The organism is Streptomyces sp. NBC_01439 (assembly GCF_036227605.1).
In the GTDB taxonomy this organism is placed as follows: domain Bacteria; phylum Actinomycetota; class Actinomycetes; order Streptomycetales; family Streptomycetaceae; genus Streptomyces.
Window position 1 is genome coordinate 7,458,614 of the sequence record NZ_CP109487.1, and the last position, 21,466, is coordinate 7,480,079.

A 21,466-nucleotide genomic window follows, 5' to 3' on the forward strand; every position below is an offset into this window, starting at 1 on the left:
GGCACGACCGGGCATGACCGGGCCTAGAGCTTCTGGGCCGCCGCGATGCCCAGCGCCACGATCAGCGTCACCACGACGAACACGATCAGCCGCTGGCGCATCAGCTTCGGATCCGGCCGCGAGGGGCGCCGTCCCGTCCCCGTCGTCCTGGGGGCCGGACGGCCGCCCGTACGCCCCGAGGTCGGCCGGGAGGTCGGCCCGCCGGGGTGCTGCGGGTTGCGGGAGGACGAGGGCCGCGAGTGCGGACCGCTCGGCGGGCCGCCCTGTGCCCGGGGCGCGGTGGAGCCGCCCGTACGGCGCTCCGTACGCCGGCCGGGGTACTCCTCGGCCACGCCGATCCGCTCGGCCTCGGGCAGCCGTCCGGTCGGCCGCTCGGCCCGGGCCCGCTGGGCCGGCGGACGCCCGTCGGAGAGCCCCTGCGCCTCGCGGGCCGCGATCTCCTTGAGCCGCATCGACAGCTGGAGCGTGCTGGGCCGCTCCTCGGGGTCCTTGGCGAGGCAGGCCCGCACCAGGGGCGCCAGAGCGTCCGGCACGCCCTGGAGGTGCGGCTCCTCGTGCACCACGCGGTACAGCATGACCTCGGAACTGCCGTGCCCGAAGGGCGAGTCGGCGGTGGCCGCGTAGGCCAGGGTGGCGCCCAGGGCGAAGACGTCGGTGGCCGGGGTGACGGCGGCGCCGCGCACCTGCTCGGGTGCGAGGAACCCGGGGGAGCCGACGGCCGTACCCACATGGGTGAGGGTGCTCGCCCCGGTGGCCCAGGCGATGCCGAAGTCGATGATCCGGGGGCCCTTGGGCGACAGCAGGATGTTCGAGGGCTTGAGGTCGCGGTGCACGACCCCCGCCTCGTGGACGGCTACCAGGCCCTCGGAGAGCGCGGCGCCCACGGCGGCGATCTGCGCAGCCGTCAGGGGGCCTTCCTCGGCCACCTTGTCGTGCAGCGAGGGACCGGGCACGTACTGGGTCGCGAACCAGGGGCGCTCGGCCTCCAGGTCGGCGGCCACCAGGCGTGCGGTGCACCCGCCCCGGATCCGCCGGGCGGCGGACACCTCGCGGGCGAACCGCGAGCGGAACTCCTGGTCCTCGGCCAGATCCGGCCGGATGACCTTGAGCGCGACGCGCTGCCCCCGCCGGTCCGACCCCAGGTAGACCACGCCCATGCCGCCGGCGCCGAGCCGCCGGTGCAGTCTGAACGAGCCGACGACACGCGGGTCCTCGCGCCGGAGCCGCATCATCGCCATGTCCACCCCGCTGACCGGTCGTCCTGTTGACGTGGCACAGCTTACGGACCATCCGGCATGCGTGCTCAGAGGCCGCGCCCTCGCCGGGGGATTCGGTTGTCAGTGCGCCACAGCACACGTGAGGGGGCGTCGGCGCTGCGGTCCGGGAGCGCTCCCGGGGTGGCCCACGGGGCCAAGCAGCCCTCGCGCCAAGGGGATTGGCGCCCGGGAGCGGGTTCGGACCCGCTGCGGCGCGTCCGTGGGCGGCTCCCGGCCGAGTCGATCTTGTCCGGGCTCGGTGGGCGGACACGCGACGACAGGTGGTGACGGAAGTGAGCGAAGTCACTACCCTCCGGTCATCCCCTCCGGGAAGACCCCCATAGCGGCGGAGCGGTCTCCACCCAGGGGAGTACGCGGGAGGGGCCCCGTCATCCTCCTGGAGGCCCGGCAATGGGTACGAGGGCATGAGGTCAGGAGCCGCCCACCGGCCTAGTGTTGAAGACAAGCGGCGGGTGGCGCACTCGTCCCCCGAGGTCACGAGCCCGCCGCTGCCAGACGACAGGGAGAGGACCATGGCGGACGTCGCACGGCAGGGACGCAAGGCATTCGCGTTCAACGGCCACGAGTCCGGTACCCGCCACCCCCTGGTGGCCGCGGCCATGGTGCTCCCCCTGGCCGCCCTGTTGCTCTTCCTCTTCGGAGGGTTCGAGCAGCTGGCGGCGCAGGCGTCGTCCGTAGGTGTGATGCTGGGGCGCTGAGCGGCGCCCCAGGTCCGGAAGAGCGGTCCGGACCGGGACATCGGCCTGTCGAACCCCGTGGGGACGGGGGAGCGGCGGACGGACGGCAGGTGAAGGGTGCTGCCCGTACGACTGGGGAGTCGGACGGGCAGCACCCTTTTTCATGTGCCCCGGCGCTTCGTGCTCCCGTGCCTTCGTGCTCCCGTGCTCCTGTGCCGCCGTGCTCCTGTGCCTTCCGTGCGCTGCATGCTCCCGGGCCGTCCGCGTGCCCGGCCCACCCGTGCGGGGGAACGCGAAAGCCCCGACCGTGAAGACGGTCGGGGCTTTCAGGTGGTGCGCGATACTGGGATTGAACCAGTGACCTCTTCCGTGTCAGGGAAGCGCTCTCCCGCTGAGCTAATCGCGCGGGCTCCGCAGCTCGAAAGCCGCAGGTGCAACAAGGTGGTGCAGGTGCTGCGTGCGCGATACTGGGATTGAACCAGTGACCTCTTCCGTGTCAGGGAAGCGCTCTCCCGCTGAGCTAATCGCGCGGGGATCCTTGCGGATCAGTGGACGATACTGGGATTGAACCAGTGACCTCTTCCGTGTCAGGGAAGCGCTCTCCCGCTGAGCTAATCGTCCTTGGAGGTGGAGACGGGATTTGAACCCGTGTAGACGGCTTTGCAGGCCGTTGCCTCGCCTCTCGGCCACTCCACCATGGAGCTGCAGGGGTTCTCGGGAAGATCCCCCACTTCGAGCGGACGACGAGACTCGAACTCGCGACATCCACCTTGGCAAGGTGGTGCTCTACCAACTGAGCTACGTCCGCAGGTCACCGTGTTCGCTCCGGGGTTTTTCCCCTTCGCTCCCTGGCGACGTGTTGAACTCTAGCGGATTACCGGGCCAGCTCAAAAACGCGTTTCCGCAGCGTGCTGCCGCTCGATCACCACAGGTCACCCCGTCGTCACCGCACCGGCGCCGTGTCGTCACCGGTCATAGACTCGCAGCCGTGCACGACCTGCCTCCCATGGCCCGCTTCGGCGGCCTCCTCGCGACCGACCTCCGAGACGTCACCAGCGATCCCGCCGCCCTCGACTCCACCGGCTTCTGGGCGGTGTCCGCCGACTTCGAAGGGCGGCTCGTCTGTGCGCGCTTCGGCGACGTACGCCGCGAGCCGGTCCCCGCGCCCGTTCCGGGCGCCTGGCGCGGACCCGACGCCGACCGGTGGACCTCCTCCCTCGACCGCGCCGCGTACGTGGCCGGCGTACGGCGCGTCCGGGAACACATCGCCGCCGGCGAGGTCTACCAGGCCAACCTCTGCCGGGTGATGTCCGCGCCGCTGCCCCACCCCGACCGCGCCGATGTCGACGCCCTCACCGCACTCCTCGCGCGCGGCAACCCCGCCCCCTTCGCAGGAACGATTCGCCTGGCCGCCCACGGCGTCGAGATCGCCACCGCCTCGCCCGAGCTGTTCCTGCGCCGGTCCGGCCGGCACATCGAGTCCGGCCCCATCAAGGGGACCGGCCGCACCGTCGACGACCTGCTCCCCAAGGACCACGCCGAGAACGTGATGATCGTGGACCTCGTGCGCAACGACCTCGGCCGGGTCTGCGCGACGGGCTCCGTCGCCGTCCCCGAACTGTGCGCCGTCGAGGAGCACCCGGGCCTCGTCCACCTCGTCTCCATCGTGAGCGGCGAACTCGCCGACGGCGCCGGCTGGCCCGAGCTGCTCGCCGCCACCTTCCCGCCCGGTTCCGTCACGGGCGCCCCGAAGTCCTCCGCCCTGCGGATCATCGAAGCCCTGGAAACCGCCCCGCGCGGCCCCTACTGCGGAGGCATCGGCTGGGTGGACGCGGACCGGCGCACCGCCGAGCTCGCCGTCGGCATCCGTACCTTCTGGATCGACCGCGAAGCCGCCGGCGGCCCCCGACTGCTCTTCGGCACCGGAGCGGGCATCACCTGGGGCTCCGACCCCGACCGCGAGTGGGCGGAGACCGAACTCAAAGCCGCCCGGCTCCTGCGCGTGGCCATGGGCCACGAGGTGAGCGGTGGTACGCAGGGGACGAACGACACGATCGGAAGGACCGCACCATGAAGATCTGGCTCGACGGAGCCCTGACCGAGGTCGACAGCGCGAAGGTGTCCGTCTTCGACCACGGTCTGACCGTGGGCGACGGCGTCTTCGAGACGCTGAAGGCCGAGCGCGGCCGCGCCTTCGCGCTCACCCGGCACCTGGAACGGCTCACCCGCTCGGCCCGGGGCCTGGGCCTGCCGGACCCCGACCTCGACGAGGTCCGCCGCGCCTGCGCCGCCGTACTGGAGGCCAACCCGCTGGAGCACGGCCGGCTGCGCATCACCTACACCGGCGGGGTCTCCCCGCTCGGCTCCGACCGGGGGGACGCCGGGACCACCCTGATCGCCGCCGTCGCGGACTCCCCCCGCCGCCCGGACACCACCGCCGTCGTCACGGTGCCCTGGGTCCGCAACGAGCGTTCCGCCGTGGCCGGGCTGAAGACCACCTCGTACGCCGAGAACGTGGTCGCCCTCGCCGCCGCGCACCGCGCCGGGGCCTCCGAAGCGCTCCTCGCCAACACCCTCGGCCGGCTCTGCGAGGGAACCGGCTCCAACGTGTTCGTCGTACTGGACGGGGAACTGCACACCCCGCCGCTCGAATCCGGCTGCCTGGCGGGCATCACCCGGGCCCTGATCGTCGACTGGGCCGGCGCCAAGGAGACCGACCTGCCCTTCGAGGTGCTGGAGCGGGCCGAGGAGGTCTTCGTGACCTCCTCGCTGCGCGATGCCCAGGCGGTGCTGCGGATCGACGACCGCGAGCTGGGAGCTGCGCCCGGACCGGTCACGGCCGAGGTGATGCGGATCTTCGAGGTGAAGGCGGCCGCGGACATCGACCCGTAACGGGCGCCCGGCGGCCAGGAGGGCTGTCGCGGCGGCCGCGGGGCGGGTAGAACTCAAGGGATGACCACCACCCTGCGGCCGTCCGGGCCGCTCCAGCACACGGCCGACGGCGCGCGTTCGCGCCCGTACGAGATCCGGGTCAACAGCAGGCGGGTCGGCACCTTGGTGATCGCCTCGGACACCCCCTTCGGGCCGACGGTCGGCGAGATCCGCCACCTGGACGTCGAGCAGGGCGACCGGCGGCGGGGGAGGGCCACCGTGGCCGCGCTCGCCGCCGAGGAAGTGCTGCGCGGCTGGGGCTGCCGCCGGGTCCGCGTCTCGGTCCCGGCGGACTCGGAGGCGGGTCTGTGCATGGCGGAGGCCCTCGGGTACGCCGAGTACAGCCGGTACATGGCCAAGGACCTGACGGCCGAGCCGCCCGCCCTCCCCGAGGGGGTGCTGGGCCGCCCCATGACGGACGCCGAGTACGAGGGCTGGTACGCCCGGGCCGTCGATTCCTACGCCGCGAAATGGAGCGGCCGCGGCATGTCCGCCGAGGCCGCCCGCGCCAAGTCGGTCGCCGACCACGAGAGCCAGCTGCCCCGGGGCCTGGCCACCCCGGGAGCGGCCTTCGTCGTCCTGGAGGCCGCCGGGGTGCCCGTCGGACACGTGTGGCTCGCGCCGCGCGGGGCGGGCTCGTACGTCTACGACATCGAGGTCCGGGCCGAACACCGGGGACACGGGTACGGCCGCCACCTGATGGAGCTGGCCGAGCACACCGCCCTCGCCGCCGGCCACCGCCTGCTGGCGCTCCAGGTCTTCACCGACAACACCCCGGCCCTGAGGCTCTACGTCTCCCTCGGCTACCGGCCCACCGACTTCAACTACGCCAAGGACCTGATCTAGGCCGTCTCTTCCGGATCTTGCCTCGCCAAGATCCGGAAGAGACGGCCTAGTGCCGTGACAGCACTAGGCGCTCTCCCCGGCGTCCGCCAGCAGGCGGTCGGCGATCTCCTCGATACGGGCGCGCAGGTCGTCCTGGCTCTTGCCGCCGTCGAGGCGCTGCCCGTCGATCACGTACGTCGGGGTGCCGGTGACGCCGATCGCCTTGCCCTCGGCCTGGTCGGCGTCGACGATCAGGATGTGCCGCCCGTCGATCAGGGCGGTGTCGAACTCCTCGACGTCGAGCCCCAGTTCACGCGCCACGTCCAGGAGGACCGGCTCGCCGCGCTCGGCCAGCTCCGCGGTGCGCGCCAGCACGGCCTCCGCGTAGGGCCACCCCCGGCCCTGCTCGACGGCCTCCTCGGCGGCCTGCGCCGCGGCGAAGGAGTGCTTGTGCTTCTCCAGGGGGAAGTGGCGCAGCCGGATGTCCAGCCGGTCGCCGTAGCGGGCCCGCAGGGCGCGTACGTCGTCCAGGGCGCGGTGGCAGTCCGGGCACTGCAGTTCGCACCAGACGTCGAGGATCACGGAATCGGTCATGCGGACAGTCTCCCAGCCCCCGCCCGCCCCACCGACCGGGACCCGGGCCGGCTGACCCGGACCCAGGGAGGAGGCGCGACCCGGAGATGTCCCGGAGATCCGTCCGGGCGGGCCCCGGGACCTGGCCGGAGCGGCGGCGGCCGGTGCAGGATGGATAGGGACAGATCGCCCGATCGCCGAGAGCCCGGAGGGCCCCATGCTTGCCGAGACCATTTGCTCCGCGGTGTCCGTGGCGGGCCTGGGCATCGCCGCGGTCACCGCCTACCGCAAGCGCTTCCTGTCCGCCGCGCGGATCACCGCGTACGCGCTCGTACCGGTCGCCCTGGTGATGACGGGGTTCGTGGAGTGGGTGTCCGGGATGGTCTTCAACCCGACCGTCTGGGCCGGCTTCGGACTGTTGGGGGTGTCCTGGCTGCTCTTCATGACCACCCGCGCCGTCGAACGCCGCGGCCTCACCGCGTCCGAGGAGCCCGGGGCACCCGGGAAGCCGAAGAAGAAGGTCAAGGGGAGCCCGGCCGCCTCCGCACCGTCCCTGGGGGCCGGCCGGGCCGGTGCGCAGCCCCAGTCCGCCGCTCCCGCGGATGACTTCTCCGACATCGAGGCCATTCTCAAGAAGCACGGGATCTGAGCACGGGATCCGGCCCGGACCGGGCCTCGACCACAAGATCGAGCGAACTCCCGCCCGGATGTTGGCGTGTTGAGGGCTGGTCGGTGGTGCGCTGCGCCATCATCGCCCCGACATGTTCGACACATCGCACGGTGACCCGCCGGTACCCGCCCCTGCAGTGGAGGAGCCGCGAGGCTGTCTCTTCGCGCTCTCCCAACCACCCCTGATGATCTTCCTAGCGGTGATCGGCATCCTGCTGCTGCTCGCCGCCGTGCACGATCTCTTCCTGCTCTGACGCCCCCGCGTCGGCCTCCTTGCGCCGGGCCCGGTACGCCGCCACGTGCAGCCGGTTCCCGCAGGTCCGGCTGTCGCAGTAGCGCCGGGAACGGTTGCGGGACAGGTCGACGAAGGCCCGTCGACAGTCCGGGGCCTCGCAGCGGCGCAGCCGATCCTGTTCGCCGGAGACCACGATGAAGGCCAGCGCCATGCCGCCGTCGGCCGCCAGGTGGTCGCCCACCGACGCGCCCGGTGCGAAGTAGTGCACGTGCCAGTCGTAGCCGTCGTGGTCGGTCAGCTGCGGGGTGGTGCCGGCCGTGGCCACGAGCTCGTTGATCAGTATCGAAGCCGCACGCGGGTTCGGGGAGGCGAAGACCTGGGCGAACTTGCCGCGCACGGTCCGGACGCCGGCCAGGTCGCGGGCGCTGAGCTCGCCGACGTCGCTGATCGAGTACTCCTGGACGAATCCGCGCAGCTCGCCGATGTCCGAGAGCCCGTCGGGCTGGTCGGCCTCGGCCGCGGTGTTCACCAGCGCGACGACGACGTCGAGCGCGCGACGGGTGTCGTGGGGGATCTGCACGGGGTCTCCCTCAGGGGCCGGGCCTGCGACGACGGGAGCCGTCGCCGCTGCCGCCCGACAATAGCGGGTCCCGAACAGCAGGCCGGCGCCGTCCGCGCGGGTGGCTTCCGCGGGAACAGCGCCGGCACTGCCGTATGTGGTTGTCCGACCCGCACCGTCGCCCCGAGTCGGACGGTGTCGAGCGGCTGGGGGCCTGGCTCAGCTTTCGGCCAGGATGTGGGAGAGCTCCTTGTCGAGGTCGAAGTGCCGGTGCTCGGTCCCGGGTGGAACCGCGGCGTCCGTCCGCTTGAGGAACGACTCGAGTGCTCGGGCGGGTGCTTCGAGCAGCGCTTCTCCCTCCGGTGAGCTCAGGGCGATGCAGACGACGCCCTGACCGTGGCTGCGGGACGGCCAGACGCGGACGTCGCCGGTACCGGTGGGCCGGTGGAGACCCTCCGCGAGGAGGTCGCGGGCGAACACCCATTCGACCGTCTCCTCGGCGCCGGTGTGGAAGGTGGCGTGCACGGCGTAGGGGTCGGCCGTGTCATACCGCAGGCCCGCGGGAACAGGCAGTGAGGACTCGCTCGACACAACGAGGCGCAGGTGCAGCTCGCAGCTGACCGTGGTGTTCATAAGCGCCAGGGCCTTTCGCTCAGTGTGCGCTCGGGGATTCGCACGTCGGCGAAATCGACATGCCACCTACGGTGCCGTTGTAAACCCCTCTGACCGTTTTGCGGACCTCTGGGTCCCTCGGACGGCGGATCCAAACCCGCATTCCGGTGTGCATCGGGCTCCGGTAGATTCGACTCCATGAATACGGGGAGTGACCGCGGTACCCGAGGGTCTGCCGCTGACGAAGCCACCACGGAAGCCACCACCGGATCGGCCGCGGACAAGACCGCGGACGAGACCGCGGAGGCCACCGAGCAGGCGCCGCACGTATCGAAGGCCCCGGCCTTCATCAAGTCGAACAGGAGCCTGCATCTGAGCTGGCAGGTCGGCGTCTTCATCGTCGGCCTCGCGGTGATCGCCGCCGGCGTCGCGATGCTCGTGCTGCCCGGCCCCGGCTGGGTCGCGATCTTCGCGGGCCTGGCGATCTGGGCCACCGAGTTCGCCTGGGCCCACCTCGTGCTGCGCTGGACGAAGCGGAAGGTGACCGAGGCCGCACAGAAGGCGCTCGACCCGAAGGTCCGCCGTCGCAACATCATCCTGACCAGCGTGGGCCTCGTCATCGCGGGCGCACTGATCGGTTTCTACCTGTGGAAGTACGGGCTCGTCCTGCCCTGGAACCTCAAGGACCAGTGATGGTCAAGGAGCACCGCTGACATGCGGTAATGTTTGCGGTGCGTCCGGGCGATTAGCTCAGTGGGAGAGCACTTCGTTCACACCGAAGGGGTCACTGGTTCGAACCCAGTATCGCCCACCCGGACCGGAGGCCCGGAGACTTTCACAGTCTCCGGGCCTCCGGCGTTTCACCGGAGCCGGCCGATCGCGGCCCGCAGTCGGCGGGCGTCGCGCAGCCGCCGCTCGTACGTCGCTCCCACCGCCAGCAGCAGCAGGCCCGCCAGGGCCGGCGGCACCCAGCGCGGGAGCGCCCCCGCGACCTGCACCACGTACGGGGCCAGCTCGTGCACCGCCACCGCCGCCAGCACGGCACCGCCGAGCAGGAGCGGAGCCTGGAGCCGCCACCGGGCGCCCAGCAGGGTCACCACCAGCGCGGCCGCCCCCAGCAACAGCGGGCGCAGCCAGCCCGCGTCCCCCCAGGCCGCCAACAGGCTCGGCACCAGCGTTGCCGCCAGACCCGGGCCGTACGCCGTCCAGGACGAGGCCTGCGGGTCCCGACGGCGCCGCAGCAGACCCACCATGAGGGCGGGCACCGTCACCGGCAGCGCGTAGGCCTCCGGTGCGCTCACCCCCGCCTCGGCCAGCCGCACCCAGGTCGCCGCCGCGAACAGGGCCCCCGCCGCCCAGCCCAGCACCCGCCGGTCCGGCCGCACCGCGGCGCCGGCGCAGACCACCCCGGCCAGCGCCAGGACCAGCGCCAGGGTTCCGGCCCGCCCGGCCGACAGGCCCACCGCCACGGCGCCCGCCACGGCCGCCGCGATCTCGACGGGCAGCCGGACCCCGCCCAGCCGCGGCCCGAGGGCCGCCGCCAGCGCCGGGACCGCGAGCACCGGCAGCGCCCACCACACCACCGCCAGGTCCGACACCGCTCCCGCCGCCACCAGGACGCCAGTGGCGTACCCGACCGCGCACACGGCCGCCCCGGCCCGGACCGGGCGCGGAGCCGCCCCGTACGCCGCTGCCGCCGCGCAGCCCGCGCCCAGCAGACCCCAGACCGCGAAGGTCGCCGCCCGACCGTCCAGCGCGCCCAGGGACACGTTCGCGGCGCCCGTCAGGGCACACACGGCGGCCGTGGTCCGGGCCCCGCGCGCCGGGGAGCGCAGGGCGAGGACGCCCGCCGCGCCCGTCACCGCGAGCTGCGCGGCGAGCACCGCCACCACCGGGAACCCGAGCAGTACCGGGGCCGCGAACAGCCCCGCCCAGGCCGAGGCCACCGCCACCACCAACGGCTCCGGCCGGGACAGCGCCCGCGCGAGCCACCCGGCCGCCCCGGCCGCGATCAGCAGGGTCAGCGCGACCGCCGCCCCCGGCAGGTACGGGTCCCGCGCCGGGGTCGTCGCCGCCCACACCTCGTCCAGCACCCGCAGCGGGGCCACCAGGGCCGCGACCGCCGCGGCACCCGCCCACAGCGCCGCGAGCGACGCCACCGCGACACCGGCCCGGGCCGACCCGTTCCGGACCGCCGCCGGGAGCGCGCCGGCCCGTACCGCCGCCAGCAGCGGCAGCGCCAGCAGCAGGTGCACCAGCACCGTCCACGCCGGGTCCAGCCCGGGCCGGGCCAGCCCGCCCAGGCCGGCCACCGCCGCCAGGGCGCCGGTCAGCGCCGCGGCCGAGGCGCGCGGCTCCCGCCAGGCCGCCGCCACCCCGAGGGTCGCGCCGGCCAGCAGCAGCGCAGCCGGGGCCAGGGCCTGCGCCGCCGACCCGGCCGACCACGACTGGGCCACCCCGATCAGCAGCGCGCCCGCGCCCGTCACCGCCGCCGGGATCGCCGCCGCCCTGACCCGCACGGCGAGCGCCGCATCCAGTACGGCCGTCGCCAGCAGCGCCCAGCCGAGCGCCTGCGGGCCCGGCCGTACGGCCAGAGCAGCCAGCGGCAGCGCGAACTGCGCCGCCAGCACCGCGGCCGGCAGCGGGATCCGCAGCTTCCGCAGCCCCGAGCCGTAGCCGGCCCACGCGGCCGCCAGCACGGCGGCCGCCCCCGCCGCGTAACCGGTGCCGTCCGTGTCCGGCATGCCGACCGCGTACAGCGCGTACGCATCGAGCACCGTCAGCAGCAGGCCGACCGCCGCGACCGACTCCGCCGTCGACCGCAGCCCGCGGCGCAGCAGGAGCACGGGCGTGCCCAGCGCCGCCGCCGTCACCGCGGCGAGCACCGCCGAGCGTCCGGCGATCCCCATGGACCCCCAGCTGACCAGCGTGAACGCGAGCGCCGCGACCGCCAGCAGTACCGCGCCCAAGGTGAGCAGCACGTTCTGCGCGCTCGGCGCGGAGGCCTCCTTCGCGGGACCGGCGGGGCCGGTGGGCCCGCCGGTCGCGGCCGGGCCCCAGCGGACCGGGGCGGGCACACTGCCGGGCTGGCGCAGCAGCCGCAGCAGCCAGTCCCGGCGGCCCAGCAAGTACAGCCGCCGGGCATCGAGTTGGGCCAGCTCACGGTCGATGAGCGCCAGCTCTTCGGCGGGCGGCAGAGGCGTGTTCATATCCGGAGTGTGGCGGCGGTCACGCAGTCAGGACATGGGCGTGCGTACTCAGATGTGCCCTGAGTAGGTACCTGACGTACGGCCCGCGGGCCCCATCGGGAGAAGCGGTTTGAACCAGCCCCGAGCCTTCTGTATTGTTCAGTCCGTTCCCGGGCGATTAGCTCAGCGGGAGAGCACTTCGTTCACACCGAAGGGGTCACTGGTTCGATCCCAGTATCGCCCACCGGGACAGGCCGGTCCGTCACTGACGGACCGGCCTTCCGCATTCCGGGCGCCTTCGAACACCGCTCCTACGCCGCCGTCGACAGGTCCGGTCGCAGCGGCCAGTGCGGATCCACCGGCTCCGGCGTCCCCTGGCGCGCGAACCACGCCTGCAGACCCCGCGCCTGCGCCGCGTGCCACACCGCCTGGAGGGTGTGCAGCTCGGCCGGCGTCAGCCGCTCCAGCCGGGCCGCGAACCGCCGCCCCACCGCCCGGACGAGTTCCAGCGAGGCCGTCGCGTCCGCCGCCGCGTCGTGCGCGCCCTCCAGCTCGATCCCGTAGTGCGCGCACAGGTCCGTCAGCGTCCGACGGCCCTTGCGGTAGCGGTCCAGGTGCTTGTCCAACACCCGCGGGTCCAGCACCGTCAACGGCCGGTCGTCCAGGTACCGCGACAGCGAGGACGCCCGGTGCCGGCGCAACTCCCGGTCCAGCAGCGTCAGATCGAACGGCGCGTTCATCACCACCACCGGCCGTCCGGCCACCTGCTGCTCCCCGAGCGCCCGGGCTATCTCCTCCACCACCGGGGCGGGCCAGCGCCCGTGACGCTGCAGGTGCTCGTCGGTCAGCCCGTGCACTTCCGTAGCGCCCGGGGGCACCGGAATCCCGGGATTGACCAGCCAGCGCGTGGTGCGGACCCGGCCGCCCGCACACTCCTGGACGATGAGCGCGGCGGACACGATCCGGTCCTGCTCGACGTCCACCCCGGTGGTCTCCGTGTCGAATGCGGCCAGCGGGCCCTCGTACCAGCGTGTCATGGCGAACTCCTCGTCCCCGAGCGGCGGGTGGGGCTTCCTGGACACACGACCCCGCCGCATCGGTGATACCCGGGCTGTTTGCCCCGTACGCCGTTTGCGGGCAGTCGGGTGCGGAGACAACTTCCCTGGGGGACCGTACGCATGACCGGTCGTCACCCCGCACCGCTCGCGGCAGAGCCCGCAAGGCATGGGGGAGCCGGCGCCATGGCGCTCACACAGCCCGAACCGGGCGGGGTGCTGCACGAGGGGACAGGTCCGCGGACCGGAGCCCTGCGCGGCACGCTCGCCACCACCGCCTGCATGGAGACCCTCCAGGTGGGATACCTGCACGCCGTCGCGGCCGCCGCCGGGTGCTCGCTCTCCCAGCCCTTCCCCGACAACGGCATCGACTGGCACGTCTCCCACGGAGCGCCCGAACACGTCGTCGACGACGAGGTCACCATCAAGGTGCAGCTCAAGGCGACCTACCAGATACCGCCGCGGCCGGCCGGGGCCACCTTCGGGTTCACCCTCGACAACGAGCACCTGGTGAAGCTGGCCCGGACTCCCGTCGCCGTCCACAAGATCCTCGTCGTGATGCTCGTGCCGAGGGACCGCGACCAGTGGCTCGCCGCCGGGCACGACCGGCTCGACCTCAGGCACTGCTGCTACTGGACCAACCTCGCCGGACACCCCGTGACCGGCCGGCGCCGCACCACCGTACGGATCCCGACCACGCGGATCTTCGACGACCGTGCGCTGTGCGAGATCATGACCCGGGTCGGGTCGGGAGGGACACCCTGATGAACCTGCACTCACCGCACCTCGAACCGCTCCCGTCCCCGCGGTACGCCCCGGGCGGTCCCGATCCCGCGCAGGTCGACCCGCAGGTGCTGGGAGCGCTGCTGCACCGGCACGGATGGCTGCGGCGCGGCGGCGCGGCCGGCCGGTACGGCCGCTGGACCCCGCCCGGCCGCTCGGGCACCAGCCTGCTCGTCCCCGAGAGCCGCACCTTCCCCGACTGCACGGACCTGCTGGAGGAGGCGCTCACCGCCCTGGCGCACGGCGGACTGCCCTCGGCGCGCGAGGTGCTCCTCGGACTGAGCGTGCCCAGCGACGAGATCCGCTGGGACCGGGAGATCCCGGAGGGGCCCCACGGGTACCGGGGCGAGGCCTCCTGGTCCGTGCAGGAGCAGCTGCGCTCGGCCGCCCGCCGGCTCCTGCTCGCGGGGGCCCTCGCCGACCGGGCCCGGGCCGGCTACTACGGGGCCCGGTACCAGGCGCAGGCCGAGCGCGCCCTGGACGGGGTCCTGGTGGGGCCCTCTCCGGGCGGACGCCGGCTGACCGCGTACGTTCCCGTGGACGGCGGCCGGGGACCCGTGACCCGGCTGCACCACGCCCTGCACGCGGCCCGCGAGGCGGTGGACTACCAGCGGGCCACCGGAGGCATGGAGGCCTTCGACGCGGCGGTGGCCGCCGGGGTCAGCCGGGAACTCGCCGAAGCGCTCATCGCCCTGGTCCGGGGCTCGGAGGGGGCCCGGATCACCCTGGCCTGGGCGCCGGCGGCCGGGGTCCCGGCCGGCTGTGCGGCCCGCCCCGAGCCGGTGGAGTTCTCCCCGGGCGACCTGCCCGTGCTGCGCGAGGCCGCCGCCCGCTACACCCGCGCGGAACCCGCCGTACCGGTCCGGCTCGCCGGGGCCGTGGTGCGGATGCGGCGCAAGGCCGCCGGGGGAGGCGGAACCGTACGGCTGCGGGTGCTGGCCGGGGCGGAGGTCCCGTACGTCCGGGCGGCCCTCGACGAGGAGGCGTACCGCATAGCGGGCCACGCCCACCTGGTGGGCCTGCCGGTCCGGCTCACCGGACGACTGCAACGCCGCGGCGGCTTCCGGCGGCTGTCCGACGCGGCGGACGTGACGCCCGTACCGATGGACGAGGTCGAGCGGGACCGGCTGATGAAGTCCCTGGACGCGGCCTTCGACCCCGAGGACGTGCTGCCGTCGGACGACTGAGGGGTGGCGCGGGGCGGCAGCGATCGGGGACGCTTCGCACGATGACCGGAACCGGTGCCGTCGACGAGAGCGAAGGGTGAAGCGTGACGAGGCAGCAGGGGGGATCGGTGGTACTTCGTCCCAGGTCGTGGAAGCTCTTGTCGAGGGTTCTTCCTCCGGTGCTCTACACGGGCGGGGCGATCTGCGTACTGAAGGGAGCCGCGGTTGGCGGCGCCGGGGAGGCCTGGTACGTAGCCGCTGTTCTGCTGGCTCTCGTCGCCTTCATCCAGCGACTCCTTTCGTCGCGCGTGCTGCTCGGCTCGACCACCCTGACCGTCGTCAACCCCGTCTTCACGTACTCCTGCCCTCGGGAGTCCGTGCGCTGGGCGTCCGTCCGTGATGACGGTGGTCTGGAAATCCATCTCCGAGACGGACACGTCGTCGATGTATTCGCGTTCGGGGGGTCTCTGATCAGTCGAGTGGTCGGCAGCGGGCCGAAAGCCGCGGGTGAGATCTGGGGCTGGCTGAACGGGGCGCGCGAGGGAACCGGGGACGGAGCCGACATACCGCGGAGGGCGTGGACGAGAACGCCGTTCCCGGAGCTCGTGTCTGCTCTGGCAGCCCTCTTCGTCGGGGTCGGTCTGGTCCTCCGCGTCATCGCTTAGAGCGCCGGGTCGCCGCGGACTCCGGGACTTCGGTGGTGGAGCGATTCACCGGGCCCGGCCCGGTCGCGGGACAGTCTTGGCGGGCTCAGCGGTAGGCGGTGGCGCGGACGGTGTCGCCGCACAGGGCGAACTGGCCGCCGTCGGAAGGGGCCACCTGGAAGCCCACGCCCGCGGCGCCGATCACCAGCGTGGGGGCGACGGTCGGGTCTGCGCCGGAGGCGCAGTAGCCGTCCGCCTCGCCGAGGACCGGGGTGAAGGTCAGGACCGTCGAGGCGGTCCCGCCCGGGGGCAGCAGCACCGGCCGGGCCTCGCCCCGGGGGACGACGCGCAGCGGCTTGTTCTGGTCCGGAGAGCCCTGGCCCGCGAGGGCGACCGTCGGGAAGCCCTGCAGCTGACAGGTCGGGCCGTTGTTGGCCACCGTGAACCGCACGTGCGTGGTGTCGGGACGCTCCGCGCCCAAGTCCGAGAGCAGGTCCCCGGTGCACGCGGGGGCTGGCGCCGCCACCGCGGGGGTACCGACGAGCAGTCCGCCCGCCAGCAGGGCCGTTGCGGCGCCCAAGGCAGCCGCCTTCCTGGTCACGCTCATGGGTGTCACCTCATGCCAGGTCGGAAGATCCCCTTCCACCATCCCACGAGGTGCCCGTGGCGGCCCGGCCGAAGGAAGCCATGATCAGCCCCGGGACGGGGGAGAAGTCGCGGCCGCGGGTGAAGCCCAAGCGTTCGTACAGGGCCACCGCGGGGGCGTTCGCCGCGCCCGTGGTGACCTCGACCAAGCGGCCGGGGAACAGCTCGGTCAGGGCGTGGCGCAGCAGCAGGGAGGCGACGCCGCGGCGGAACCAGGACGGGGCCACGCACAACCGGTCGATGGAGATGCCTTCGGGTGTTTCCTCCCAGGCGAGGAAACCGGCCGGCTCTCCGTCCTCGGCGACGGCACCCACCCAGTTCAGCGGTAGGGCCCGCATCCTGGCGAGGCCCTCGCCCAGCGCCGGGATGCCGTCGAAGCCGATCAGCTCCGCCTCCACCGCGTAGGCGGCCCGCCCGATCCGGTGCACGGCTGCCGCGATGGCGTCGTCGGTGAGGTCCAGCGTGCGTATCTGTGGCATGCGGGCCACGCTACCGGCGGCTCACCCCGACAGGCCCGGAGTTTCGGGTGGGGCGGGGCCACGGCTTCGCGGCGCGGCGCGGCGGTGCCCCATGGCCCGGGGTGCGGGGGACCCGCTGAGCAGGCCCGGGTGGTAACCGTTTAGCGGCGCAGCCACTCCGCTCGGTACGATTCAGGCGCGCGGCGTTCGCCCGCGCACCCCCTGAGTCAGGAGAGACCGGTGTCAGACGTCCGTGTGATCATCCAACGCGATTCCGAGCGGGACGAGCGCGTGGTGGCCACGGGCACTACGGCGGCCGAGCTCTTCGCCGGCGAGCGCACCATCGTCGCCGCGCGCATCGCGGGCGAGCTCAAGGACCTCGCCTACGAGGTGCAGGACGGCGAGACCGTCGAGCCGGTGGAGATCTCCTCCGAGGACGGCCTCAACATCCTGCGCCACTCGACCGCGCACGTCATGGCGCAGGCCGTGCAGGAGCTCTTCCCCGAGGCCAAGCTGGGCATCGGCCCGCCGGTCCAGAACGGCTTCTACTACGACTTCGACGTCGCCCGCCCCTTCACCCCCGATGACCTCAAGGCCATCGAGAAGAAGATGCAGGAGATCCAGAAGCGCGGCCAGCGCTTCTCCCGCCGCGTGGTCACCGACGAGGCGGCCCGCGAGGAGCTCGCCGACGAGCCGTACAAGCTGGAGCTCATCGGCATCAAGGGCTCCGCGTCCACCGACGACGGCGCGAACGTCGAGGTGGGCGGCGGCGAGCTGACCATCTACGACAACCTGGACGCGAAGACCGGCGACCTGTGCTGGCGCGACCTTTGCCGCGGTCCCCACCTGCCCACCACCCGCACCATCCCGGCGTTCAAGCTCATGCGCAACGCGGCCGCCTACTGGCGCGGCAGCGAGAAGAACCCGATGTTGCAGCGCATCTACGGCACCGCGTGGCCGTCGAAGGAAGAGCTGAAGGCCCACCTCGACTTTCTCGCCGAGGCCGAGAAGCGCGACCACCGCAAGCTCGGCAACGAGCTCGACCTCTTCTCCATCCCGGACGAGATCGGCTCCGGCCTCGCCGTCTTCCACCCGCGCGGCGGCATCATCCGCCGGGTGATGGAGGACTACTCGCGCAAGCGGCACGAGGAGGAGGGCTACGAGTTCGTCTACTCCCCGCACGCCACCAAGGGCGCCCTCTTCGAGAAGAGCGGCCACCTGGACTGGTACGCGGAGGGCATGTACCCCCCCATGCAGCTCGACGGTGGTACCGACTACTACCTCAAGCCCATGAACTGCCCGATGCACAACCTGATCTTCGACGCGCGCGGCCGCTCCTACCGCGAGCTGCCCTTGAGGCTGTTCGAGTTCGGTACGGTCTATCGCTACGAGAAGTCGGGCGTCGTCCACGGCCTGACCCGCGCCCGCGGCTTCACCCAGGACGACGCGCACATCTACTGCACCCGCGAGCAGATGGCGGAGGAGCTCGACACGACCCTCACCTTCGTGCTGAACCTGCTGCGCGACTACGGTCTGACCGACTTCTACCTGGAGCTGTCCACCAAGGACCCGGAGAAGTTCGTCGGCTCGGACGAGGCCTGGGAGGAGGCGACCGCGGTCCTCGCGCAGGTCGCCGAGAAGCAGGGCCTCCCGCTGGTCCCGGACCCGGGCGGCGCCGCCTTCTACGGTCCGAAGATCTCGGTGCAGTGCAAGGACGCCATCGGCCGCACCTGGCAGATGTCGACCGTGCAGCTCGACTTCAACCTGCCGGAGCGCTTCAACCTGGAATACACCGCGCCCGACGGCTCGCGCCAGCGCCCGGTCATGATCCACCGCGCGCTGTTCGGTTCGATCGAGCGGTTCTTCGCCGTGCTGCTGGAGCACTACGCGGGCGCCATGCCGCCGTGGCTGGCCCCGGTCCAGGCGGTCGGCATCCCGATCGGCGACGGGCACGTCGAGTACCTGCAGGAGTTCGCCGCGGCGGCGAAGAAGCAGGGCCTGCGGGTGGACGTGGACGCCTCCTCCGACCGCATGCAGAAGAAGATCAGGAACCACCAGAAGCTCAAGGTCCCGTTCATGATCATCGTCGGTGACGAGGACATGGCCGCGGGCACCGTCTCCTTCCGCTACCGCGACGGGTCGCAGGAGAACGGCATCCCGCGTGACCAAGCGCTGGCGAAGCTCGTTGACGTGGTGGAGCGCCGCGTACAGGTGTGACTCTGGTCCCCGCCGACGCGGGGATGGCCCCCTCTAGCCGTAGAACGGCGGCCAGCTCATGGTCTGCTCCCCGCCGCTGCGGGGTTCGGCCCCCGGAAAGTGATCACTTTCCGGGGGCCTTCTTCGTCCGCCAGGCCAAGGTCATATGCTTGCCGCCATGACGACTCAGCCGGAGCAGCAGATCGGTGTGGGCACGCAGGACGCGTTCCAGCGACTGTGGACGCCCCACCGGATGGCCTACATCCAAGGGGAGAACAAGCCGACCGGCCCGGAGGCCGGGGACGGCTGTCCCTTCTGCGGGATTCCGGAGATGTCGGACCAGGACGGCCTGATCGTGGCGCGCGGTCGGCACGTCTACGCGGTGCTCAATTTGTACCCCTACAACGGTGGGCACCTCATGGTCGTCCCGTACCGGCACGTCGCCGACTACACCGAGCTGGACGGGCCGGAGACGGCCGAGCTCGCCGACCTCACCAAGCGGGCGATGGTCGCGCTGCGCAAGGCCTCGGGCGCGCACGGGTTCAACATCGGCATGAACCAGGGCGCGGCCGCCGGCGCCGGCATCGCCGCGCACCTGCACCAGCACATCGTGCCCCGCTGGGGCGGGGACACGAACTTCATGCCGGTCGTGGGCCACACCAAGGTGCTGCCCCAACTCCTGGCGGACACCCGCCAGATGCTCGCCGACGCCTGGCCCGTCGACTGAGGTCCGTCCCGTGAGGACCGGTCAGGTCGGGTCCGGGCGGCGCCGCCGCCAGGTTTCCACCTCGGCCTCGACGTCGAACTCCGTCAGGCCCAGGGGCGGGCCCGGCGGGGGCCTGCGCAGGGCCGCGGCGATCTTCTTGTTGATCTCCGTGAGGAGGTCCCGCACCTGGCGTTCGGAGCGGGCCGCCCGGACCTCCTCCGCGGCGTCCTCGGCCTCCTTGCGCAGCGCGAGCGCCGGCGGCAGGACGGCGAAGCCCTCGCGGTGCAGCTTGTCCTTGATCCACCACTGCTCGTCGTAGGGCGCGTCCAGCGAGGCCAGCGGCTTGCCGTAGCCGGGCAGGCTCTCGAAGTCGCCCCGCTCGGTGGCCTGTCGGATCTGCCGGTCCACGAAGGACTCGAAGCTGACGCCCGGTGGTTTGCGCTCGGTCATGGTCCCTCCTCTGACGTCACCCCAGCCTACCCACGCGTGCCTGCGCGCCCCCGTGCGTCACGCGTCGTAGACGTCGGCCTTGCGCGGGGACGGCTCCTGGACGAGCCCGCTCATGATCGAGGAGCGGTTGGTGAAGCGGTCGGTGTCGACGCCGTTCTCCTCCAGCACCTTGAAGGTCGCCGCGTGGATCGACCGCAGGACCGGTGCCACCGTGCGCAGGGCGTCGTCCGCCATGAAGCGGTGGCGCCACATCGAGCTCGCCCAGACGTGGCGCAGGCCGAAGGGCTCGGGCAGGATCAGCTTGCCGCCGAAGAACTCGAGGAGCGGCGGGTACCAGGTCAGCGGGGCCCGCACGGCGAGGCGCACCACCTCCTGGGCGTCCACCAGCGGCAGCGGGCGCTCCACGGTCTCCCAGAAGCGGATGCTCTTGGGCACCTCCACGGTCGGAGCCGCGGACTTGCTGGTGAACAGTCCGTGTACGGGGCCCAGGGCGTGCGCGGTGACGTCCACGCGCAGCGTCTTGTAGAGCACGGTGACCGTGACCAGCATGTTGATGACCAGCTGGCCGTCCCAGAGCGGGTACTGGATGCCCAGGTAGTGCCGGTTGCCGGCGCTGAACTGCTGCTCGTTGCAGATCCGGGTGATCTCGTGCGGCTTGATGAGGAAGGCGTCCACGTTCTCGCCGGTGGGGCGGGCCACCTCGGCGGCGCCCTCGCCGATCGGGGTGACGATCCAGTGCTGGATCGCGGCGGCCGGGAAGCCGCCGGTGTGCAGGGGGCCCCGCTCCAGCTTGCGGAGCTGGGCGTCGATCCCGCGTATGACGTCCCAGCTGCGGAAGGGATGGATCTCCATGCCCTCGCTCTTGGGGGCCAGTTCCTCGGCCATCTGCCAGCTGCCCCATCGGGTGCCCATGCCCAGGATCCCCTTGGGCCCGGCGTAGAAGACCTGGTTGCTGCGGTCCTCCGCGGTGAGCTTGGCGAGCTGGTGGCGCAGGTCCTCGCGCGCCTTCTCGTCGGGGTTGCCGGGTACGGCCTCGGGGATCTTGGCGCCGACCCCGCCGCCCGACAGCAGTCCGTCCCAGCGGGCGCGCAGGTCCCGGGCGGTGGCCTCGCAGGTGCGGCGGGCGAGCAGCCAGCCCAGGGCCGGGGCGATGATCATGCCGCGGGCGTACAGGCCGAGGAAGCCGGTCAGCGGCAGCTTGAACATCAGGACGGCCGCTACCGCGCCGATGCCGACCAGGACCACGGTGCCGATCCAGGAGCTGTGCTTGCCCTCCTTGGCGGCCAGGGTCTTGCGGAGCTGGAAGAGGCCCAGCCACAGCAGCAGGCCGGGCAGGAACAGCACGCCGCAGACCAGCATGATCAACCGGAGCCTTCGGTCGCGTTCCTTGCGGATGTGCGAGGCGGCCAGGCAGTGCTCCACCACCGTCTGCGGATCGGCGCCGAAGGACTGGATGAGGGGCTTGCGGCCCGGTCCGAGGGCACGGGCCTCCACGGCCCGGCAGAAGGCCTCGCCGAGGCTGGGTTCGAAGAGGGAGATCTTGGGCGGTTTGATCGTCGCCGGGTGGTTCTCGTTGTTGGCGGTGAGTATCTTCTCGAGCTTGCTGTCCTTGCCGCCGTCCCGGTACGCGGCCGAGGCGAGGGCGTTGGTCGCCGCCGTCTGCCCGCCGCCCCCCTGCAGCGGAACCTGCGCTCCGGGCCTGAAGTCGAATCCGTCGTCCGCCACCGCTGCCCCCATCGCTGTGCGTTCCTGCTCTTTTGGTGCGCCGAAGAGCCTATCGGCGGATCTCACCCCATGGTCATGGGACAGGGAAATGC

At 72.5% G+C, this 21,466-nt stretch carries 21 protein-coding genes and 7 tRNA genes; 13 read left to right on the plus strand and 15 right to left on the minus strand.

Annotated features, from left to right (window positions below; genetic code table 11):
- Nucleotides 1–23 precede the first annotated feature (23 nt).
- On the minus strand, nucleotides 24–1,238 hold the full coding sequence (locus OG207_RS33975) for a serine/threonine-protein kinase (protein WP_329103919.1): 1,215 nt from the start codon (nucleotides 1,236–1,238) through the stop codon (nucleotides 24–26).
- Nucleotides 1,239–1,789: 551 nt separating this feature from the next.
- Between OG207_RS33975 and OG207_RS33980 the strand changes: the two genes are divergently transcribed.
- Nucleotides 1,790–1,975: a hypothetical protein gene (locus OG207_RS33980; RefSeq protein WP_329103921.1), complete on the plus strand. Its 186-nt coding sequence runs from the start codon at nucleotides 1,790–1,792 to the stop codon at nucleotides 1,973–1,975.
- A gap of 310 nt (nucleotides 1,976–2,285) precedes the next feature.
- On the opposite strand, the gene OG207_RS33985 is transcribed toward OG207_RS33980, so the two are convergent.
- The 5 genes from OG207_RS33985 to OG207_RS34005 form a co-directional block, all read right to left on the minus strand.
- Nucleotides 2,286–2,360: transfer RNA gene (locus OG207_RS33985), tRNA-Val, on the minus strand.
- A gap of 52 nt (nucleotides 2,361–2,412) precedes the next feature.
- Nucleotides 2,413–2,484: transfer RNA gene (locus OG207_RS33990), tRNA-Val, on the minus strand.
- Nucleotides 2,485–2,503: 19 nt separating this feature from the next.
- Nucleotides 2,504–2,575, minus strand: a tRNA-Val gene (locus OG207_RS33995).
- Nucleotide 2,576: 1 nt separating this feature from the next.
- A tRNA-Cys gene (locus tag OG207_RS34000) sits at nucleotides 2,577–2,650 on the minus strand.
- 39 nt (nucleotides 2,651–2,689) lie between these two features.
- Nucleotides 2,690–2,762: transfer RNA gene (locus tag OG207_RS34005), tRNA-Gly, on the minus strand.
- A 180-nt stretch (nucleotides 2,763–2,942) separates the two neighbouring features.
- Here OG207_RS34005 and OG207_RS34010 point away from each other — a divergent pair.
- From OG207_RS34010 to OG207_RS34020, 3 genes are read left to right on the plus strand one after another with little or no spacing between them, the layout of a single operon-like run.
- Complete coding sequence (locus OG207_RS34010) at nucleotides 2,943–4,028, plus strand: chorismate-binding protein (protein ID WP_037712934.1); 1,086 nt, start codon at nucleotides 2,943–2,945, stop codon at nucleotides 4,026–4,028.
- Nucleotides 4,025–4,846, plus strand: coding sequence for an aminotransferase class IV (locus tag OG207_RS34015; protein ID WP_329103923.1), 822 nt, complete (start codon nucleotides 4,025–4,027; stop codon nucleotides 4,844–4,846). The genes OG207_RS34010 and OG207_RS34015 overlap by 4 nt, the downstream gene beginning before the upstream one ends.
- A gap of 60 nt (nucleotides 4,847–4,906) precedes the next feature.
- Entirely contained in the window at nucleotides 4,907–5,731 is an 825-nt protein-coding gene (locus OG207_RS34020; protein WP_329103925.1) for a GNAT family N-acetyltransferase, read from the plus strand.
- Between the two features lie 63 nt (nucleotides 5,732–5,794).
- Here the strand turns inward: OG207_RS34020 and OG207_RS34025 are convergent, their stop codons facing one another.
- Nucleotides 5,795–6,304 (minus strand): DsbA family protein, encoded by a 510-nt coding sequence (locus OG207_RS34025; RefSeq protein WP_329103927.1) that lies wholly within the window; start codon nucleotides 6,302–6,304, stop codon nucleotides 5,795–5,797.
- 196 nt (nucleotides 6,305–6,500) lie between these two features.
- Here OG207_RS34025 and OG207_RS34030 point away from each other — a divergent pair, with 196 nt between their 5' ends.
- Nucleotides 6,501–6,932 (plus strand): hypothetical protein, encoded by a 432-nt coding sequence (locus OG207_RS34030; RefSeq protein ID WP_329103929.1) that lies wholly within the window; start codon nucleotides 6,501–6,503, stop codon nucleotides 6,930–6,932.
- Between the two features lie 214 nt (nucleotides 6,933–7,146).
- On the opposite strand, the gene OG207_RS34035 is transcribed toward OG207_RS34030, so the two are convergent.
- Together OG207_RS34035 and OG207_RS34040 are read right to left on the minus strand one after the other, a co-directional pair.
- Entirely contained in the window at nucleotides 7,147–7,767 is a 621-nt protein-coding gene (locus OG207_RS34035; RefSeq protein WP_329103931.1) for a CGNR zinc finger domain-containing protein, read from the minus strand.
- Between the two features lie 198 nt (nucleotides 7,768–7,965).
- The gene (locus OG207_RS34040) at nucleotides 7,966–8,379 is read right to left on the minus strand and encodes an SsgA family sporulation/cell division regulator (protein ID WP_030011909.1); all 414 of its coding nucleotides are present in this window, start codon (nucleotides 8,377–8,379) and stop codon (nucleotides 7,966–7,968) included.
- A gap of 177 nt (nucleotides 8,380–8,556) precedes the next feature.
- Between OG207_RS34040 and OG207_RS34045 the strand changes: the two genes are divergently transcribed.
- Nucleotides 8,557–9,051: a TIGR02611 family protein gene (locus OG207_RS34045; RefSeq protein WP_329103933.1), complete on the plus strand. Its 495-nt coding sequence runs from the start codon at nucleotides 8,557–8,559 to the stop codon at nucleotides 9,049–9,051.
- 46 nt (nucleotides 9,052–9,097) lie between these two features.
- A tRNA-Val gene (locus OG207_RS34050) sits at nucleotides 9,098–9,169 on the plus strand.
- 49 nt (nucleotides 9,170–9,218) lie between these two features.
- On the opposite strand, the gene OG207_RS34055 is transcribed toward OG207_RS34050, so the two are convergent.
- A complete protein-coding gene (locus OG207_RS34055; RefSeq protein ID WP_329103936.1) occupies nucleotides 9,219–11,567 on the minus strand; it encodes an SCO7613 C-terminal domain-containing membrane protein in 2,349 nt (782 codons plus the stop codon).
- Nucleotides 11,568–11,718: 151 nt separating this feature from the next.
- On the opposite strand from OG207_RS34055, the gene OG207_RS34060 reads away from it, so the two are divergent.
- Nucleotides 11,719–11,790: transfer RNA gene (locus tag OG207_RS34060), tRNA-Val, on the plus strand.
- A 67-nt stretch (nucleotides 11,791–11,857) separates the two neighbouring features.
- Here OG207_RS34060 and OG207_RS34065 read toward each other — a convergent pair.
- A complete protein-coding gene (locus OG207_RS34065; protein ID WP_327740041.1) occupies nucleotides 11,858–12,583 on the minus strand; it encodes a 3'-5' exonuclease in 726 nt (241 codons plus the stop codon).
- Between the two features lie 204 nt (nucleotides 12,584–12,787).
- Between OG207_RS34065 and OG207_RS34070 the strand changes: the two genes are divergently transcribed.
- From OG207_RS34070 to OG207_RS34080, 3 genes are all read left to right on the plus strand, one after another.
- Nucleotides 12,788–13,366: a DUF4365 domain-containing protein gene (locus OG207_RS34070; RefSeq protein ID WP_329103941.1), complete on the plus strand. Its 579-nt coding sequence runs from the start codon at nucleotides 12,788–12,790 to the stop codon at nucleotides 13,364–13,366.
- Nucleotides 13,366–14,571, plus strand: a complete 1,206-nt coding sequence (locus tag OG207_RS34075; protein ID WP_329103942.1) for a hypothetical protein — start codon at nucleotides 13,366–13,368, stop codon at nucleotides 14,569–14,571. The genes OG207_RS34070 and OG207_RS34075 overlap by 1 nt, the downstream gene beginning before the upstream one ends.
- An 83-nt stretch (nucleotides 14,572–14,654) precedes the next feature.
- Nucleotides 14,655–15,215 carry a hypothetical protein gene (locus OG207_RS34080; RefSeq protein ID WP_329103944.1) on the plus strand — a complete coding sequence of 187 codons (561 nt, stop codon included), beginning with the start codon at nucleotides 14,655–14,657 and terminating at the stop codon, nucleotides 15,213–15,215.
- A gap of 85 nt (nucleotides 15,216–15,300) precedes the next feature.
- On the opposite strand, the gene OG207_RS34085 is transcribed toward OG207_RS34080, so the two are convergent.
- Together OG207_RS34085 and OG207_RS34090 are read right to left on the minus strand one after the other, a co-directional pair.
- Nucleotides 15,301–15,801 carry a DUF4232 domain-containing protein gene (locus OG207_RS34085; protein WP_329103946.1) on the minus strand — a complete coding sequence of 167 codons (501 nt, stop codon included), beginning with the start codon at nucleotides 15,799–15,801 and terminating at the stop codon, nucleotides 15,301–15,303.
- Between the two features lie 10 nt (nucleotides 15,802–15,811).
- Complete coding sequence (locus tag OG207_RS34090) at nucleotides 15,812–16,318, minus strand: GNAT family N-acetyltransferase (RefSeq protein WP_329103947.1); 507 nt, start codon at nucleotides 16,316–16,318, stop codon at nucleotides 15,812–15,814.
- A 219-nt stretch (nucleotides 16,319–16,537) separates the two neighbouring features.
- On the opposite strand from OG207_RS34090, the gene thrS reads away from it, so the two are divergent.
- Both thrS and OG207_RS34100 read left to right on the plus strand, forming a co-directional pair.
- A complete protein-coding gene (gene thrS / locus OG207_RS34095) occupies nucleotides 16,538–18,514 on the plus strand; it encodes a threonine--tRNA ligase (protein ID WP_329103949.1) in 1,977 nt (658 codons plus the stop codon).
- 145 nt (nucleotides 18,515–18,659) lie between these two features.
- On the plus strand, nucleotides 18,660–19,220 hold the full coding sequence (locus OG207_RS34100) for an HIT family protein (RefSeq protein ID WP_329103951.1): 561 nt from the start codon (nucleotides 18,660–18,662) through the stop codon (nucleotides 19,218–19,220).
- 21 nt (nucleotides 19,221–19,241) lie between these two features.
- Here OG207_RS34100 and OG207_RS34105 read toward each other — a convergent pair whose 3' ends face one another.
- Both OG207_RS34105 and OG207_RS34110 read right to left on the minus strand, forming a co-directional pair.
- The gene (locus tag OG207_RS34105; RefSeq protein WP_329103953.1) at nucleotides 19,242–19,649 is read right to left on the minus strand and encodes a J-domain-containing protein; all 408 of its coding nucleotides are present in this window, start codon (nucleotides 19,647–19,649) and stop codon (nucleotides 19,242–19,244) included.
- A 57-nt stretch (nucleotides 19,650–19,706) separates the two neighbouring features.
- A complete protein-coding gene (locus OG207_RS34110) occupies nucleotides 19,707–21,386 on the minus strand; it encodes a hypothetical protein (protein WP_329103955.1) in 1,680 nt (559 codons plus the stop codon).
- Nucleotides 21,387–21,466 lie beyond the last annotated feature (80 nt).

Coding starts and splice junctions, on each gene's coding strand:
- OG207_RS33975 (WP_329103919.1), bottom strand. CDS start 1,238: ATGGCGATGATGCGGCTCCGGCGCGAGGACCCGCGTGTCGTCGGCTCG.
- OG207_RS33980 (WP_329103921.1), top strand. CDS start 1,790: ATGGCGGACGTCGCACGGCAGGGACGCAAGGCATTCGCGTTCAACGGC.
- OG207_RS34015 (WP_329103923.1), top strand. CDS start 4,025: ATGAAGATCTGGCTCGACGGAGCCCTGACCGAGGTCGACAGCGCGAAG.
- OG207_RS34020 (WP_329103925.1), top strand. CDS start 4,907: ATGACCACCACCCTGCGGCCGTCCGGGCCGCTCCAGCACACGGCCGAC.
- OG207_RS34025 (WP_329103927.1), bottom strand. CDS start 6,304: ATGACCGATTCCGTGATCCTCGACGTCTGGTGCGAACTGCAGTGCCCG.
- OG207_RS34030 (WP_329103929.1), top strand. CDS start 6,501: ATGCTTGCCGAGACCATTTGCTCCGCGGTGTCCGTGGCGGGCCTGGGC.
- OG207_RS34040 (WP_030011909.1), bottom strand. CDS start 8,379: ATGAACACCACGGTCAGCTGCGAGCTGCACCTGCGCCTCGTTGTGTCG.
- OG207_RS34045 (WP_329103933.1), top strand. CDS start 8,557: ATGAATACGGGGAGTGACCGCGGTACCCGAGGGTCTGCCGCTGACGAA.
- OG207_RS34055 (WP_329103936.1), bottom strand. CDS start 11,567: ATGAACACGCCTCTGCCGCCCGCCGAAGAGCTGGCGCTCATCGACCGT.
- OG207_RS34065 (WP_327740041.1), bottom strand. CDS start 12,583: ATGACACGCTGGTACGAGGGCCCGCTGGCCGCATTCGACACGGAGACC.
- OG207_RS34070 (WP_329103941.1), top strand. CDS start 12,788: ATGGCGCTCACACAGCCCGAACCGGGCGGGGTGCTGCACGAGGGGACA.
- OG207_RS34075 (WP_329103942.1), top strand. CDS start 13,366: ATGAACCTGCACTCACCGCACCTCGAACCGCTCCCGTCCCCGCGGTAC.
- OG207_RS34085 (WP_329103946.1), bottom strand. CDS start 15,801: ATGAGCGTGACCAGGAAGGCGGCTGCCTTGGGCGCCGCAACGGCCCTG.
- OG207_RS34090 (WP_329103947.1), bottom strand. CDS start 16,318: ATGCCACAGATACGCACGCTGGACCTCACCGACGACGCCATCGCGGCA.
- OG207_RS34100 (WP_329103951.1), top strand. CDS start 18,660: ATGCTTGCCGCCATGACGACTCAGCCGGAGCAGCAGATCGGTGTGGGC.
- OG207_RS34105 (WP_329103953.1), bottom strand. CDS start 19,649: ATGACCGAGCGCAAACCACCGGGCGTCAGCTTCGAGTCCTTCGTGGAC.
- OG207_RS34110 (WP_329103955.1), bottom strand. CDS start 21,386: ATGGGGGCAGCGGTGGCGGACGACGGATTCGACTTCAGGCCCGGAGCG.